The organism is Halomonas sp. BC04 (assembly GCF_000568385.1).
In genome coordinates this window covers 1-14,021 of the sequence record NZ_AZQX01000076.1, presented here as the reverse complement: position 1 = coordinate 14,021, position 14,021 = coordinate 1, and the positions used below count along the sequence as shown (strand labels likewise).

The window sequence follows — 14,021 nt, the reverse complement described above, 5'->3', positions numbered from 1 at the left end:
CGCTCAATCAACACGCCATCGTTAGTGTCGCCGACCGTGCCGGCATCATAACCTATGTCAACGATCTGTTTTGCGATATCAGCGGCTATTCACGGACGGAATTGCTGGGTAAAAACCACCGCATACTCAAATCCGGACAACATCCGGATAGCTACTATCAGGAGATATGGACCACCATCGTCTCTGGCCAGCCGTGGTTTGGCGAGCTCTGCAACCGGCGCAAGGATGGCAGCTTTTACTGGGTGGAATCGACCATCATCCCCTTTCTCGACGAGACAGGTAAACCTTATCAGTATGTCTCTATTCGGACCGATATCAGTCATGTCAAGGCGACCGAACAGGCCTTGGCCGCCAGCGCCGACCGGCTCAACGCCACCCTGGAGTCGACCAAGGACGGTATCCTGGCGGTGGCGGCTGATGGACAGGTTCTGTTCATGAACCGGCAGTTCCGCCAGATGTGGAACCTGCCCGAGCACTTGGTCAGTGAGGGTGACGATGAGCAGCTCCTGGCCCATGCGCTAACCCAACTGTTGGACCCGCAGGCATTCATGCAAAAGGTAACGGCCCTGTACCAGTCGACGGAAGAATCCGACGACCTGATCGGGCTGCTCGACGGCCGCGTCTTTGAGCGTCACGCCAAGCCCTTACGGCGCGACGGGAAATCGGTTGGTCGGGTGTGGAGTTTTCACGACATCACCGAGCGGCTGAGTGCCGAACGAGCTGCCGAGGGCGCAAAGGAACGCCTGCGCCGTGGCCAGCTATATGCAAACATCGGCACCTGGGAGTGGAATATTGTCACTGGTGAGCTGTTCTGGACCGAGCGCATCGCACCGCTATTTGGCTATCCAGCTGGGGATCTGGAAACCTGCTACGAAAATTTTCTGGCCGCAGTGCATCCGGACGACCGCCAGGCGGTGATCGATGCCGTGGCAGCCTGTGTGGAAAGCGATGCGCCCTACGATATCGAACACCGCGTGATGTGGCCCGATGGCACGGTGCGCTGGCTGCTGGAGCGCGGCGCGGTGACGCGCAATGCCGAAGGCAACCCCCTGACCATGATCGGCGTGGTGCAGGATATCGATGATCGCAAGCGCGCCGAGCTGGCCGTGATGGAGCGTGAACAGCAGTTGTACCGGGCGCAGCAACTAGCGCAGCTGGGCAACTGGACGGCCGATCTGGTAAGTGGCGAACTATACTGGTCCGATGTGATTTATGAAATCTTCGGCTACGTACCGGGTGAGGTGATACCAAGTGTAGAGTTGTTCCAGCAGGCCATACACCCAGAAGATACCGAACTGGTTGAGCAGAGCGAGCAACGGGCTCGCGAGGGTGGTCTGCATGATGTGGTGCATCGGATTGTGCGCCCCAATGGTGATATTCGCTACGTGCATGAGTTGGCCTCCGCCGAGCTCGATACCAAGGGTCAGGTACTGAGATTACAGGGCACTGTGCAGGACGTAACGGCGCTTAAACAAGCCGAGCAGAGCTTGCTGATCTTCCGCCGAGTGTTTGATACCACCGAGCAGGGGATTGGGGTGGCCGATGCCGAGGGCTTCTTGCTCTACAGTAATCCGGCGCATGATCACCTGCTGGGCTGCCAGCCGGCGGAGTGCCAGGGTAGGCACTTTACCCAGTTCTTGCCCGAAGAGGTCATGCAATGGGCACCCGAGGCCATCATGGGCGCCGTGTCAAAGGGTGAGACTTGGACGGGGCTCTTGCCCCTTAAGCGCAAGGATGGCACTGAGCTTGTCAGTATCGCCAATGTAGGCTCGATTGCCGGAACCGATGGACACCCGCAGTACCTGTTTATCATCATGAGTGATTACACCAGCGAGTTGCGGCGTCAGCAGCAGCTTGCCAATGCCAAGGAGGAGGCTGAGCGCGCCAACCAGGCTAAATCGTCCTTCCTCTCCAGCATGAGCCATGAGCTGCGCACGCCGATGAATGCCATACTCGGTTTTGCCCAGATACTCGAATACGATGACGCACTGGATGCAGATCAGCAGGACAATGTGCATGAGATTATCAAGGCCGGCCATCACCTGCTGGAGTTGATCAACGAAGTACTAGATTTGTCCAAGGTGGAATCGGGACAGCTCGAACTGTTGCTGGAGCCAGTGGAAGTCTGTCCCGTAGTGGAAGAGTGCCTCTCCCTGATCCAACCTTTGGCACAAAAGCGCGAGATCCGTATTCAACACAGCGGGCTGGAACAGTCGTGGGTGCGTGCCGATCGCACCCGGCTCAAGCAAGTTTTGCTCAACCTGCTCTCCAATGCAGTCAAATACAACCGCGAAGGCGGCCAGATCAAGCTAAGCCTCTTCATTCATGAGCAGGATCGGCTGCGCATTCTGGTGAGCGACACAGGCAAGGGAATGTCCCGTGAGCAACTGGATAGTCTGTTCCAGCCATTCAACCGCCTGAATGCCGAGGGCAGTGCGGTGGAGGGTACGGGTATTGGTCTCACCATTACCCGCCGTATCATGGAAATGATGGGCGGCAGCGTCGATGTGCAGAGCGAAGTGGGAGTGGGCAGTACCTTCTGGCTGGAGTTGCCACTGGAATCCCGGGGCGAGAAGGTCGGTACATCCGCACAGCATGATGAGGAGGAGGGTGAAATCAGGCTCATCCCAACCGACCAGCAACACCTGGTGTTATATATTGAGGACAACCCGGCCAACCTGAAGCTGGTCGCCAGCCTTCTCGGTCGGCTGTCCCGTATCCACCTGCTCACCGCGCACCTGCCCGAGTTGGGGCTGGAGCTGGCCCGGACACACAAACCGGCACTGATTCTGCTGGATATCAATATGCCCGGTATGGACGGCTATCAAGTGTTGCAGATCCTCAAGCAGGATGCCGAACTCAATGAGATCCCGGTGCTGGCCGTTACCGCCAATGCCATCCCTCGGGATATTGTGCGGGGCATGTCTGCCGGTTTTTCTGATTACATTACTAAGCCCATTAAAGTGGCTAGTTTTCTCGACAGCATCCATCACTGGCTTGGCCAGAAAAGCAATCCAAAGGCATAGAAGATGATGCACCATTCATCAGGGCGTAGCCATGTGCGCATTCTCATTGTGGATGATGAGCCTGCCAATCTGAAGCTGCTGGACAAGATGCTGTCTGGGCAGGGGTATCAGGATTGCGTTTTGATCCAGGACCCACGCGAGGTTTTGCCCAGCTACGAACAGCAACGCCCAGATCTGATCCTGCTGGATATCAATATGCCGCATTTGGACGGTTATCAGGTGATGGAGCAACTAGTCGAGCTGAAAGACCCTTTGTTACCGCCAATCTTGATCCTCACTGCGCTGCAGAGCAAAGACTACTTGCTGCGCGCCCTGGCAGGAGGCGCGCGGGACTTCGTCAGTAAGCCGTTTGATCGCAACGAGCTACTGATGCGGGTACGCAACCTGCTTGATGCCCAGTTGGCCCACCGCATGCTGCACAACCAGAAAGATGTGTTGGAGGAGATGGTGCGCCAGCGAACCGAAGAGCTGCACGCCACCCGTCTGCAGGTGGTACAGCGTCTCGGCATGGCGGCGGAGTACCGGGACGAGGAAACCGGTAACCATATCCTGCGTATGAGCCATATCTGCGCCCTGCTGGCCAGGGGGATCGGTTGGGACGATGAGCAGTGTGATCTGATCCTAAACGCCAGCCCTATGCACGATATCGGCAAGATTGGCATCCCCGATGCCATCCTGCAAAAGCCGGGCAAGTTCGAGCCGCATGAATGGGAGATCATGAAGACCCATGCCCCCATCGGTGCCAAGCTGCTTGAAGGCGACGACTCCACCTTGATGCGCATGGCGCGCGAGATTGCGCTCACCCACCATGAAAAGTGGGACGGCAGCGGCTATCCCAATGGCCTGAGTGTTGAGGCGATCCCCATGGCCGGACGTATTGCCGCCCTGGCAGACGTGTTCGATGCCCTGACCTCGGTGCGTCCCTACAAACAGGCCTGGACGGTGGAGGCAGCGGTGGAGCTGATCAAGGAAAACAGCGGTAAACATTTTGACCCGGCTCTGGTGGAGGTGTTTCTGCACACGCTGCCCGAAATCGTGGCCATTCGCGCGCATTTCGCGGAACCCAGAGAAGAATGATGCAAGCGCCGTGAATTTCCGACAATGAACCACAACGCCTGAAGGTGCTGTGCGCACAAGCGATCCTGGATACGCCGGCCAAGGAGCGCTTCCATCGTTTGACCCAGGTGGACGGCCCCAAAATCGATAGAACGAAAATTACTCTGGCTAGTCATGTTGCTGTCAATGGCTATCAGAACTGACCCACCAGTACTGCTGCAGGCGCATCTCCTGCATCTGGTACAGCGCGCTTGGTTTGCCTTGGAAACCCCCTGGAACCATGGAGCCATGTCTCGCAGAATCCGGTGTACTGGATTGGCCGGGATGATGCGGAGAGCTTTCAGCGGGCCTTCTTTCAAGCTTCTTACCTGTGCAAGTTCGAGACCAAGCGCTATGGCCAGGGGATGCGGACGTTCGCTACCAGCAGCAACTGAGCATAATGTGCCCCTGCTCAAATGGCAGGGGAGTGCTCTTTTTTTGGTATCGTGTTCGAGACCTTATCCAGGGAGGGCTTATGGCCTTTCGATTTCAACGACGCATCACCCTCGCGCCGGGACTGCGGCTGAACCTCAGCAAGCGTGGCCTTGGCCTGTCAGTGGGACCGCGTGGGGCTGGCCTCAGCGTCGGCCCCCGTGGGGTACAGGGTCATGCCGGCCTTCCCGGCACCGGGCTGGCTTACCGCCAGAAGCTCAACAACAAGGATGCTGATCGTCAGGGTGCTGCCTCGCCGACATCAGCAGGCAGCAGTGCCGCGTCAGTCCTGGAGGCGCTGCTGGCCGAAGGCGCTTCCTTGCCGGTGTACTTGGAGGTTCGCGACAACGGTCAGGTCGATTACTTCCACGCTGATGGCCTCCGGATGAGCGATGCTGAAGCGCGGGTGTTGCGCCGTCATGCGGAAGACTCGCTCCGGGAGCAGCTGGAGGCGCACTGCCTGCGGTTGAACGACGATCTTGTGCGGTTGGGGACGCTGCATGAGCAGACGCCTCACCCCGATGACAACGGCTATGCGCCCCAGGGTTTTGAGGAATCGCCTCCTTCACCACCGGTACTCATCACCCTTGCCTGGTGGCATCGGCTCTGGCCACCGGCCAGGCGCCGGGTCGAGCAGGAGAACCATCAGCGCCAAGCGACATTCGACGAGCACTATCGCCAGTGGGAGTGGCGCAAGACGGAACACGACGCCGCTGAGTTCGTGCGTCAGCAGCGGGAAGAGGAGGGCGTCTGGGGTGACCTGGATGCCATGGAGCAGACCCTGCGCGAGCGGCTGGAAGAGATCGAGTGGCCGCGAGAGACGGTGATTGATTTTGATCTTGGCTCCGACGAGCGCACGATCGCCGTGGATATCGAGTTACCGGCCGAGGAGGAAATGCCCGACCGCGAGTGGAGCATGCCCGCTAAGCGGCTGAAGCTCACGCCGAAAAGGCTGAGTGCCACCCGGCAGCGCAAACTCTATCGCGACCACGTGCACGGGATCGCCTTCCGGGTGCTGGGTGCAATCTTTGCCCGCTTGCCCACCGTGCAGGAAGCCCGAGTCTCCGGCTACCGCCCGATCACCGAGTCCGCGACAGGTGGCGAGCGAGATCAATATCTCTACAGCGTCAAGGTCACCCGTGAGCAGTGGAGCAAGATCCACTTCGACCAGCTACAGCAAGTCGACCCGGTAGCGGCCATGGAGCCTTCATCCTAAGGCGCGACATGACCAAGACCGGGATCTTCCGCGATATCGAGCCGTTCAAGCTCATATAGGGTCGGTGGTCTCAAGGGCCGAGCGCTCTGAGCCGCCACTCTGTGTGCTGATCATCCGGAGCCCGACAATTCGCGTAAATGACCCTGGACATCACTCGATGTTCTGGATCTGTTCGCGCATCTGTTCGATCAGCACTTTCAGTTCCACCGCGCAGCGAGTGGTGTTGGCGACCACGGACTTCGACGACAGGGTATTGGCTTCGCGGTTGAGCTCCTGCATCAGGAAGTCGAGTCGGCGTCCTACGGGGCCTTTCTGGCCCAGCTGGCGCTCCACTTCGGTGACGTGGGTCGCCAGTCGGTCGAGTTCCTCGTCCACGTCAGCCTTCTGGGCCAGCAGGACCAGCTCGGCCTCGAGGCGCTGGGGGTCGAGTTCGGCCTTGACCGACTCGAGGCGCTCCAGCAGCTGGGTACGCTGGCGCTGGAGTATCTCCGGCATCAGCCGGCGTACCTCGGCCACCTGTTCGCGCACGCCTGTCAGGCGGTCGCGGATCAGGGTGGCGAGTTTCTCGCCCTCCCGGGCCCGCGCTTCGATCAGCTCGCCCAAGGTCGCCTCGAACAGTGACGCGGCCTCGGCTTTCACCACATCAAGATCGATACCCTGGGATTCGAGCACGCCGGGGTGGTCGAGCAGCGCCAAGGCGTCAGGCATGGGCGCTTCGGGCAGGACCTCACGCACCTCGCCGAGGGCGCTGGCCAGGGCATCGAGGCGCGAGCGGTTGACCGCCAGGGTTTCGCTGACGCTGGTCGGCTCGAAGCGCAGGTTGCACTCCACCTTGCCCCGGGCCAGCCGGGTACGCAGCGTCTCGCGAAAGGCGGGCTCCAGGTCGCGCAGGGCTTCGGGAAGCCGGAAATGGGGCTCCAGGTAGCGCTGATTCACCGAGCGCAGCTCCAACTGCAGGCTGCCCCACTCGCCTTCCCGGCTCTGGCGGGCGAAAGCGGTCATGCTGTGAACTCTGTTGCTGTTGTCAGCCATAGCGACTCCCCGATACAGCGAGCTGTGGCCCTTTGGCCGCAGCGGGTGAAATGTCTGGCAAGGAGTGTACCCGATTCGGCGCGCCGACCGTGTAGAATGGCCGCTTTTCCGACGCCGGTCGGCTGCCGGTGGCAGAGGCGGCAACCGACGTCATACCCAACCCCCTATGTATTGAGAGGTAACATGGCTTCCGACCTCAAGCGCTCCAGTGGACGACGGCCCGACCAGCCTCGCGAGATCCGGCTCACCCGCGACTACACGCGCCATGCCGAGGGTTCCGTGCTGGTGGAGTTCGGCGACACCAAGGTGCTGTGCAACGCCAGCGTGGAGGCCGGCGTTCCGCGCTGGTTGCGCGGCAAGGGGCAGGGGTGGGTGACCGCCGAGTACGGCATGCTGCCGCGTGCCACCCACACTCGCGGCGGACGAGAGGCCGCGCGGGGCAAGCAGGGTGGCCGCACTCTGGAGATCCAACGCCTGATCGGCCGTTCGCTGCGTGCGGCGGTGAACCTGAAGAAGCTGGGCGAATTCACCATCACCGTGGATTGCGATGTCATCCAGGCCGATGGCGGCACCCGCACCGCCTCGATCACCGGTGGCTGCGTCGCGCTGATCGATGCGATCCGCTACCTGCAGCGCAAGAAGATGATCAAGGGCGACCCCTTCGTGCAGCTGGTCAGCTCGGTGTCGGTGGGTATCGTCAAGGGCGTGCCGGTGGTCGATCTGGATTACCCCGAGGACAGTGGCGCCGATACCGACATGAACGTGGTGATGGCCCAGACGGGGGGATTGATCGAGGTGCAGGGTACCGCCGAGGCGGGCACCTTCTCCCGGGCCGAACTCAATGCCATGCTCGACCTGGCCGAGCAGGCCGGCGCCGATCTCTTCGCCCACCAGCAGGAAGCGTTGGGCATTCCCGGCTAAAGCAAATTCGGAGAAACGGGGAAGCTGATTTATGTCGCGAGCGATGAGAGGCTGGTCGCCGCCGGAGCGCAGCTCCCGGAGTGTAGCCTGCTACATGAGGAGACGACCGGGCCGGCGCACCGGCGCCGCCGGCGGCCAGCGTGGCTAGGTTCGTTCCCGACGAACCAGCGCACTTCCCACATCCATGTGGGTCGTCGAGCGCAGCAATAAATCAGTGCTTCCCGAAAGCATTGCGCCGGCCTCATAGGCCGGCGCAATGCTTTCCGGGCAGGCCGGAACGGCGACGAAGGGCAGGGCTCAGAGCGTCAGGTCGTACTCCACGAACAGCGGGGCGTACTCGCTGAATTTGGCGTCATAGTCGATCCAGGCGTCGGTCACATGACGGCGCAGGTTGGGGCCGACGATCTGGTAGTCGATACGCCAGCCTTCCTGGCGTGAGCGCGGCTCGTCCTGGTCGAGCTTGGGCCACCAGGTATATTCGCCGGCGTCGCGGTTGATCTCGCGGAAGGTGTCGATGAAACCGGTGGGGCCGAACACCTGGTCCATCCAGGCGCGCTCCTCGGGCTTGAAGCCGGGCGTGGCCTGGTTGTCCGCCCAGTTTTCCAGGTCGATGGTCTTGTGGGCGATGTGCCATGTGCCGCAGATGATGTACTCGCGGCGCTTGCGAGCCATCTTCGACAGGTATTCCTGATACTGCGCCATGAAGGCCTGCTTGGCGGCGTAGTCGCTCCCGTCGGGCATCAGGAAGCTGACGATGCTGAAGCGGTCGTAGTCGGCCTGCAGGAAGCGGGCTTCATGGTCGCACTGGGGAAAGCCCAGCCCGTACATGATCGCCTTGGGAATCTTGCGGCAGTAGATGCCCACGCCGGAGAAGCCGTCCTGCTCGGCATCCAGGAAGTAGCCTTCGTAGCCTTCCGGGTAGAGAATACTGTCATCCAGTTCGAAGCTCTTGGCCTTGAGGTTCTGAACGCAGATGACATCGGCATCCTGTTCGGCCAGCCAGTCGAGGAAGCCCCGACCGACGGCTTCTCGGATACCGTTGACATTGATGGTGGCAATTTTCATACATGGTCCCTTTGACGTCGCGCGTGTATGATACCCGACGTTTCGACGTTTGGGTAAATGGCCCGCCGTGATAATCGTGATAGGGCGCAGATTTCAATGTATTTCGGGCCTGTAGAGAGTGAGGGAAGCGCCGTGTCGGCCAGCATGCAAGCCTACCAGCGAAATTTTATCGAATTTGCCATCGAACAGGGCGTCCTGACGTTCGGTGAGTTCACGCTCAAGTCGGGCCGTGTCAGCCCCTATTTCTTCAATGCCGGCCTGTTTCGCAGCGGCCGCGCCCTGGCCCGACTGGGTCGCTTCTATGCCAGTGCCATCGAGGCCAGCCAGCTGCCGGTGGACGTGCTGTTCGGCCCTGCCTACAAGGGTATTCCCCTGGCCGCCACGACCGCAGTGGCCCTGGCCGATCATCATGACCGTGACCTGCCCTTCGCCTTTAATCGCAAGGAGGCCAAGGATCATGGCGAGGGTGGTAATATCGTGGGAGCCGAGCTGACGGGGCGTATCCTGATCATCGATGATGTCATCACCGCCGGCACCGCCATCCGCGAGGTCATGACCCTGATCGATGCTGCTGGCGCCGAGGCGGTGGGTGTGGTGATCGCCCTGGATCGCCAGGAGCGCGGGGCGGACGAGGGGGAAGGGGCCGGCCAGAGCGCCATTCAGGAAGTCGAGGCGCGTTACGGCATGCCGGTCATCAGCATCGTGACGCTGGACATGGTGCTGGCCTATCTGGAAGAGCAGGACGGTGAGGCCTTCCGCTGCCATGCCGAGGCCATCCGCGACTACCGCGACCGCTACGGTGTCGCTGTCGATTAGATGTCGGGAAAGCGTGAGGCGCGTTGAGCCAAACGCGGTGATCAAAATAAGGAGCATTCGATGAAGACCCTCACTAGACAGTTTGCCCTTGCGACCCTCGCTGGCGCCCTACTGGCAACCACCGGGGCGCACGCTGCCTCCAGTAGCCTCGACTTGAACCTGGGCCCGGATGCGGTGCAGTTCGAGGCCAACGGCGGGCTGGCGCACGGGGTCGTCCTGGGGGGCGGGGTGCTCCACAGCGACTATCGTGACGATGCCACGATCTACCATGCCCAGTTGCTCGGCGTTCAGCGTAATCGCGACCGGGATATCGGCGTGGGGGCTCGCTGGACCCATTTCGATACCGATCATGGCAACGGCGGTGGCCTGGGCCTGGGTGGCTATGGCTATGTCTTCCTGCCCCAGATGCCCGATGTCTCGGTGGGTGGCTACGGCTTCTACACGCCCAGCGTGGTGACCACCAGCGACCTGGACGATGGCTACGAGGTGGGTGTTCGGGCCCGCTACGCCTTTACTCCCAACGTGGATGGCTACCTGGGTCTGCGCCAGGCGGCGGCCGACTTCGACAACGGCCGCGGCACCCGCACCCTGGACCGGGGCGCACAGGTGGGCGTGCGCCTGAGCTTCTGACTCCGGCCACTCCCCTGTGTCGGCGGGCCCCTGCGGGGGCCCGCATGCGTTCTCACTGGCAGGTCGCCATGCTTGATGTCGTGCTGTACGAACCTGAAATACCGCCCAATACCGGCAACCTGATCCGGCTGTGCGCCAATACCGGCTTCCGGTTGCATCTCATCGAGCCGCTGGGCTTCGTGCTCGACGACCGGCGCCTGCGGCGGGCCGGGCTCGATTACCATGAATGGGCCGCGGTGCGGGTACATCGCGACTGGCCGGCCTTTCTCGACGCGGTGGCGCCTCGGCGGGTCTTTGCCGTCTCGACCCGGGGTCGTACCGGCTATCATGAGCCCGCCTACCGCGAGGGCGATGCCCTGCTCTTCGGCCCGGAAACCCGGGGACTGCCCCAGGCAATGCTTGATGCCCTGCCCGAGGCACAACGCCTGCGTATCCCCATGCTGCCCGACAGCCGCAGCCTCAACCTTTCCAACGCCTGTGCGGTGATCGTCTTCGAGGCCTGGCGTCAGCTGGGCTATCGGGGGGCTCTCGATCTCGCGGGCAGGGAGTGAACATGTCGATCAAGCAGCGCCTGGCCAAGCTCAACCCTCGCCAGCAGGAAGCGGTGCGCTACATCGACGGCCCCTGCCTGGTGCTGGCCGGGGCCGGCTCCGGCAAGACCAGCGTGATCACCACCAAGATCGCCTACCTGATCCAGGAGTGCGGCATGAGTGCGCGTCGCATCGCCGCGGTGACCTTCACCAACAAGGCCGCCCGGGAGATGAAGGAGCGCGTGGGTACGATGCTCCAGGGCAAGGAGGGTCACGGCCTGACGGTTTCGACCTTCCATACCCTGGGGCTCAACGTCATTCGCGGTGAACTCAAGGCGCTGGGCTACAAGCCTGGGTTCTCCCTGTTCGACCCGGAGGATGCCAAGGCGTTGCTGCGCGACCTGATGAACAAGGATGCCCAGGTCGATGCCGACCAGATCAACCAGGTCCAGCATCAGATTTCCGCGTGGAAGAACGACCTGATCCTGCCCGGGCAGGCGCTTTCCCATGCCGCCGAGGAGAACGAACAGTATGCCGCCAGGGTCTACGAAGCCTACGTGCGCCACCTCAAGGCGTACAATGCCGTGGACTTTGACGACCTGATCCTGCTGCCGGTGGTGCTGCTGCGTGACAACCCTGACGTGCTTGCCCGCTGGCGTCGCAAGATCCACTACATGCTGGTGGACGAGTACCAGGACACCAATGTCTCGCAGTACCTGCTGGTCAAGCTGCTGATGGACGAGCGCAAGACCTTCACCGTGGTGGGCGACGACGACCAGTCGATCTACGCCTGGCGTGGCGCCCGGCCGGAGAACCTGGTGACCATGGGAGAGGATTTTCCACGCCTCAACGTCATCAAGCTGGAGCAGAACTACCGCTCTACCGGCACCATCCTGCGCGCGGCCAACACCCTGATCGCCAACAATCCCCACGTCTACGAGAAGACCCTGTGGTCGGAGATGGGCCAGGGGGCGCAGATTCGCGTGGTGGTCAACCGCCACGAGGAAGCTGAGTCCGAGCGGGTGGCCAGCGAGATCCTCACCCGGCGCATCAAGGAGCGTGCCGAGTGGCGCGACTTCGCGGTGCTCTATCGGGGCAACTTCCAGGCGCGGCTGCTCGAGCTCAAGCTGCAGCACTACCAGATTCCCTACAAGCTCTCCGGCGGTACCTCCTTCTTCTCGCGCAACGAGATCAAGGACACCATGGCCTACCTGCGGCTGCTGATCAATCCGGCCGACGACAACGCCTTCCTGCGCATCGTCAACGTGCCGCGTCGTGAGGTAGGCCCCGGCACCCTGGAGAAGCTGGCCAACTACGCCACCGAACGCGGCGTCTCGTTGTTTGCCGCCTGCCACGAGCTGGGCCTGGAGCAGCAGCTGCCGGCCCGTGCCGTGGAGCGCCTGGGGCGCTTCACCCATTTCATCGACGGCGTGCGTCGTCGGATGGACGGCGGGGACGCGATCGCCGCCATCCGCGGCATGCTGCATGAGATGGACTACGAGGCCTGGCTCTACCAGAACGCCAGCGCACCGACCATCGCCGAGAAGCGCATGGGCAATGTCTGGATCCTCATCGACCAGCTCGAGAAGTCGATGCGGACCGATCCTGAAGACATCAGTCCGGAAGAGAGCACCGCCAGCGAGGAAACCGAGACGGACACGGTGGAAGCCGCCATCTCCCGGCTGGTGCTGCGCGATATCCTCGAGCAGCAAGCCGAGGAGGACGACACGGACCGGGTCCAGCTGCTGACCATGCATGCCTCCAAGGGGCTGGAGTTCCCCCATGTTTATCTGATGGGGCTCGAGGAGGAGCTGCTGCCCCACCGCAACGCCATCGAGGCGGGCACCGTGGAGGAGGAGCGCCGCCTGGCCTATGTGGGCATCACCCGGGCACGGCGCACCCTGACCCTGACCCTGGCACGGCAGCGCAAGGCCTTCGGCGAGCTGATGGACTGTGCGCCCAGCCGGTTTCTCGACGAGTTGCCCCAGGAGGACCTGGAGTGGGAAGGCCAGCCCGACCGGGAAGACCCGGAGAAGAAGCAGGCGCGGGGCAAGGACGCCATTGCCGGGCTGCGCTCGTTGTTGGGCTGACCAGGCCGAGTGAGTGGTCACGAAAGAAAACGGGGCGCCAAGTGGCGCCCCGTCGGGTAGTGCAGACCCGCTTGGCGGGTTACCGGGTCGGCTCGACCAGGAAGTCGGTCGCGGCCCGCACCTCGTCGTCGGAGAGACCCATGTGTCCGCCCTTGGGCGGCATGGCACCGATGCCGTTGATGGAGTGTTCATAGAGGGTATCCATGCCCTGCTCCATGCGCTCGGCCCAGTGGCTTCATTGCCGCGAATCGGCGCGCCAGCGGCACCGGTCATGTGGCATGCCATGCAGGCCTGGTTGTAGATGGCTTCGCCGTCGATACCGGCCCATGCCGGCTCGTCGTCGGTGGCGGCCGCTTCATCGGTAGCGGCTTCTTCCACGGCCTCATCTTCGACCGCTTCCTCGGCCGCTATTGCTGCAGCTTCGGCTTCCTCTTCCACCGGCCCCTCTTCGGTCACGGCTTCTTCATCCGCTGCTGCGTCCTCGGCGGGTGCTTCTTCCTCGACAGGCGCTTCTTCCTCGACAGACGCTTCTTCCGGAGCCGCTTCCTCGGCAACGTCCGGCACTTCCATCACCGGTTCGAGCAGGTAGGCGGTGGAGGCGGCGACTTCCTCGTCGGAGAGGTTAGGGTTGCCGCCGCGGGCCGGCATGGCGCCGATGCCGTTGATGGAGTTGGCCAGCAGCTCGTCCCAGCCCTTGTCGATGCGGCCGGCCCAGCCGTCCTCATCGCCGCGGACCGGGGCGCCGGCGGCGCCGGTCTCGTGACAGGCCATGCACACCTGGTTGTAGATGGCGCCGCCATCGAGACCGTTCGCGGGCGCATCTGCTTCCGCTTCACGGGCCACAGCGGTACCGCAATCCTCTCCCTGCAGGCAGAGGTCGCCGACCGGCTTCAGGCGCTCGGCAATGGCATCCCGATCCACTTCGGCGTGGACGGACGAGGCGCCCGCGGTCAGGCCCAGGGTGGCCAGACACCCCATGATCAACTTGCTGGATTTCACTCTCACCACCTCCCGACGGTCCTGTAATCGTTATCAGCGCGTGGCGACGTCGGCGCACGACAGCTGTGGACACCATGAAACGCACAATGCAGCGTAGTATACCGATAACCCAAACCGCTGGAAAACGCCGTTGCCAATGACTTTGGCATGAGAGGCGAGCCATGCTTCC

General features: G+C 62.2%; 11 protein-coding genes and 1 pseudogene. 8 read left to right on the top strand and 4 right to left on the bottom strand.

Features of this window, described 5'->3' with window-relative positions; all coding sequences use genetic code 11:
* The 3 genes from Q427_RS05680 to Q427_RS05670 all read left to right on the top strand — a co-directional run.
* A partial coding sequence (locus Q427_RS05680; protein ID WP_051496160.1) for a PAS domain-containing protein occupies positions 1-3,026 on the top strand: 3,026 nt, incomplete at its 5' end.
* Between the two features lie 33 nt (positions 3,027-3,059).
* Positions 3,060-4,103 (top strand): HD domain-containing phosphohydrolase, encoded by a 1,044-nt coding sequence (locus tag Q427_RS05675; protein ID WP_231613448.1) that lies wholly within the window; start codon positions 3,060-3,062, stop codon positions 4,101-4,103.
* 493 nt (positions 4,104-4,596) lie between these two features.
* On the top strand, positions 4,597-5,769 hold the full coding sequence (locus Q427_RS05670; RefSeq protein WP_231613447.1) for a DUF4236 domain-containing protein: 1,173 nt from the start codon (positions 4,597-4,599) through the stop codon (positions 5,767-5,769).
* A 150-nt stretch (positions 5,770-5,919) separates the two neighbouring features.
* Here Q427_RS05670 and Q427_RS05665 read toward each other — a convergent pair whose 3' ends face one another.
* A complete protein-coding gene (locus Q427_RS05665; protein ID WP_043511822.1) occupies positions 5,920-6,801 on the bottom strand; it encodes a YicC/YloC family endoribonuclease in 882 nt (293 codons plus the stop codon).
* Positions 6,802-6,984: 183 nt separating this feature from the next.
* Between Q427_RS05665 and rph the strand changes: the two genes are divergently transcribed.
* On the top strand, positions 6,985-7,722 hold the full coding sequence (gene rph / locus Q427_RS05660) for a ribonuclease PH (RefSeq protein ID WP_043511820.1): 738 nt from the start codon (positions 6,985-6,987) through the stop codon (positions 7,720-7,722).
* A gap of 297 nt (positions 7,723-8,019) precedes the next feature.
* Here rph and Q427_RS05655 read toward each other — a convergent pair whose 3' ends face one another.
* Positions 8,020-8,787, bottom strand: coding sequence for an exodeoxyribonuclease III (locus Q427_RS05655; RefSeq protein ID WP_043511816.1), 768 nt, complete (start codon positions 8,785-8,787; stop codon positions 8,020-8,022).
* Positions 8,788-8,931: 144 nt separating this feature from the next.
* Between Q427_RS05655 and pyrE the strand changes: the two genes are divergently transcribed.
* The 4 genes from pyrE (at position 8,932) to rep (ending at position 12,853) form a co-directional block, all read left to right on the top strand.
* A complete protein-coding gene (pyrE, locus tag Q427_RS05650) occupies positions 8,932-9,603 on the top strand; it encodes an orotate phosphoribosyltransferase (protein WP_043511825.1) in 672 nt (223 codons plus the stop codon).
* Between the two features lie 60 nt (positions 9,604-9,663).
* Positions 9,664-10,233, top strand: coding sequence for a YfaZ family outer membrane protein (locus tag Q427_RS05645; protein WP_043511815.1), 570 nt, complete (start codon positions 9,664-9,666; stop codon positions 10,231-10,233).
* A gap of 68 nt (positions 10,234-10,301) precedes the next feature.
* Positions 10,302-10,784 (top strand): tRNA (uridine(34)/cytosine(34)/5-carboxymethylaminomethyluridine(34)-2'-O)-methyltransferase TrmL, encoded by a 483-nt coding sequence (gene trmL / locus Q427_RS05640; RefSeq protein ID WP_043511824.1) that lies wholly within the window; start codon positions 10,302-10,304, stop codon positions 10,782-10,784.
* Between the two features lie 2 nt (positions 10,785-10,786).
* A complete protein-coding gene (gene rep / locus Q427_RS05635; protein ID WP_043511812.1) occupies positions 10,787-12,853 on the top strand; it encodes a DNA helicase Rep in 2,067 nt (688 codons plus the stop codon).
* Positions 12,854-12,932: 79 nt separating this feature from the next.
* Here the strand turns inward: rep and Q427_RS35125 are convergent, their stop codons facing one another.
* Together Q427_RS35125 and Q427_RS33400 are read right to left on the bottom strand one after the other, a co-directional pair.
* The gene (locus Q427_RS35125) at positions 12,933-13,058 is read right to left on the bottom strand and encodes a c-type cytochrome (RefSeq protein ID WP_269321200.1); all 126 of its coding nucleotides are present in this window, start codon (positions 13,056-13,058) and stop codon (positions 12,933-12,935) included.
* 62 nt (positions 13,059-13,120) lie between these two features.
* Positions 13,121-13,624 (bottom strand): annotated as a pseudogene (locus tag Q427_RS33400) (c-type cytochrome); the annotation flags it as partial.
* Positions 13,625-14,021 lie beyond the last annotated feature (397 nt).

Bases quoted from the DNA above. Each gene is read 5' to 3' on its own strand.
- Q427_RS05670 (WP_231613447.1), top strand. From the start codon at position 4,597: ATGGCCTTTCGATTTCAACGACGCATCACCCTCGCGCCGGGACTGCGG.
- Q427_RS05665 (WP_043511822.1), bottom strand. From the start codon at position 6,801: ATGGCTGACAACAGCAACAGAGTTCACAGCATGACCGCTTTCGCCCGC.
- rph (WP_043511820.1), top strand. From the start codon at position 6,985: ATGGCTTCCGACCTCAAGCGCTCCAGTGGACGACGGCCCGACCAGCCT.
- Q427_RS05655 (WP_043511816.1), bottom strand. From the start codon at position 8,787: ATGAAAATTGCCACCATCAATGTCAACGGTATCCGAGAAGCCGTCGGT.
- pyrE (WP_043511825.1), top strand. From the start codon at position 8,932: ATGCAAGCCTACCAGCGAAATTTTATCGAATTTGCCATCGAACAGGGC.
- Q427_RS05645 (WP_043511815.1), top strand. From the start codon at position 9,664: ATGAAGACCCTCACTAGACAGTTTGCCCTTGCGACCCTCGCTGGCGCC.
- trmL (WP_043511824.1), top strand. From the start codon at position 10,302: ATGCTTGATGTCGTGCTGTACGAACCTGAAATACCGCCCAATACCGGC.
- rep (WP_043511812.1), top strand. From the start codon at position 10,787: ATGTCGATCAAGCAGCGCCTGGCCAAGCTCAACCCTCGCCAGCAGGAA.
- Q427_RS35125 (WP_269321200.1), bottom strand. From the start codon at position 13,058: ATGGATACCCTCTATGAACACTCCATCAACGGCATCGGTGCCATGCCG.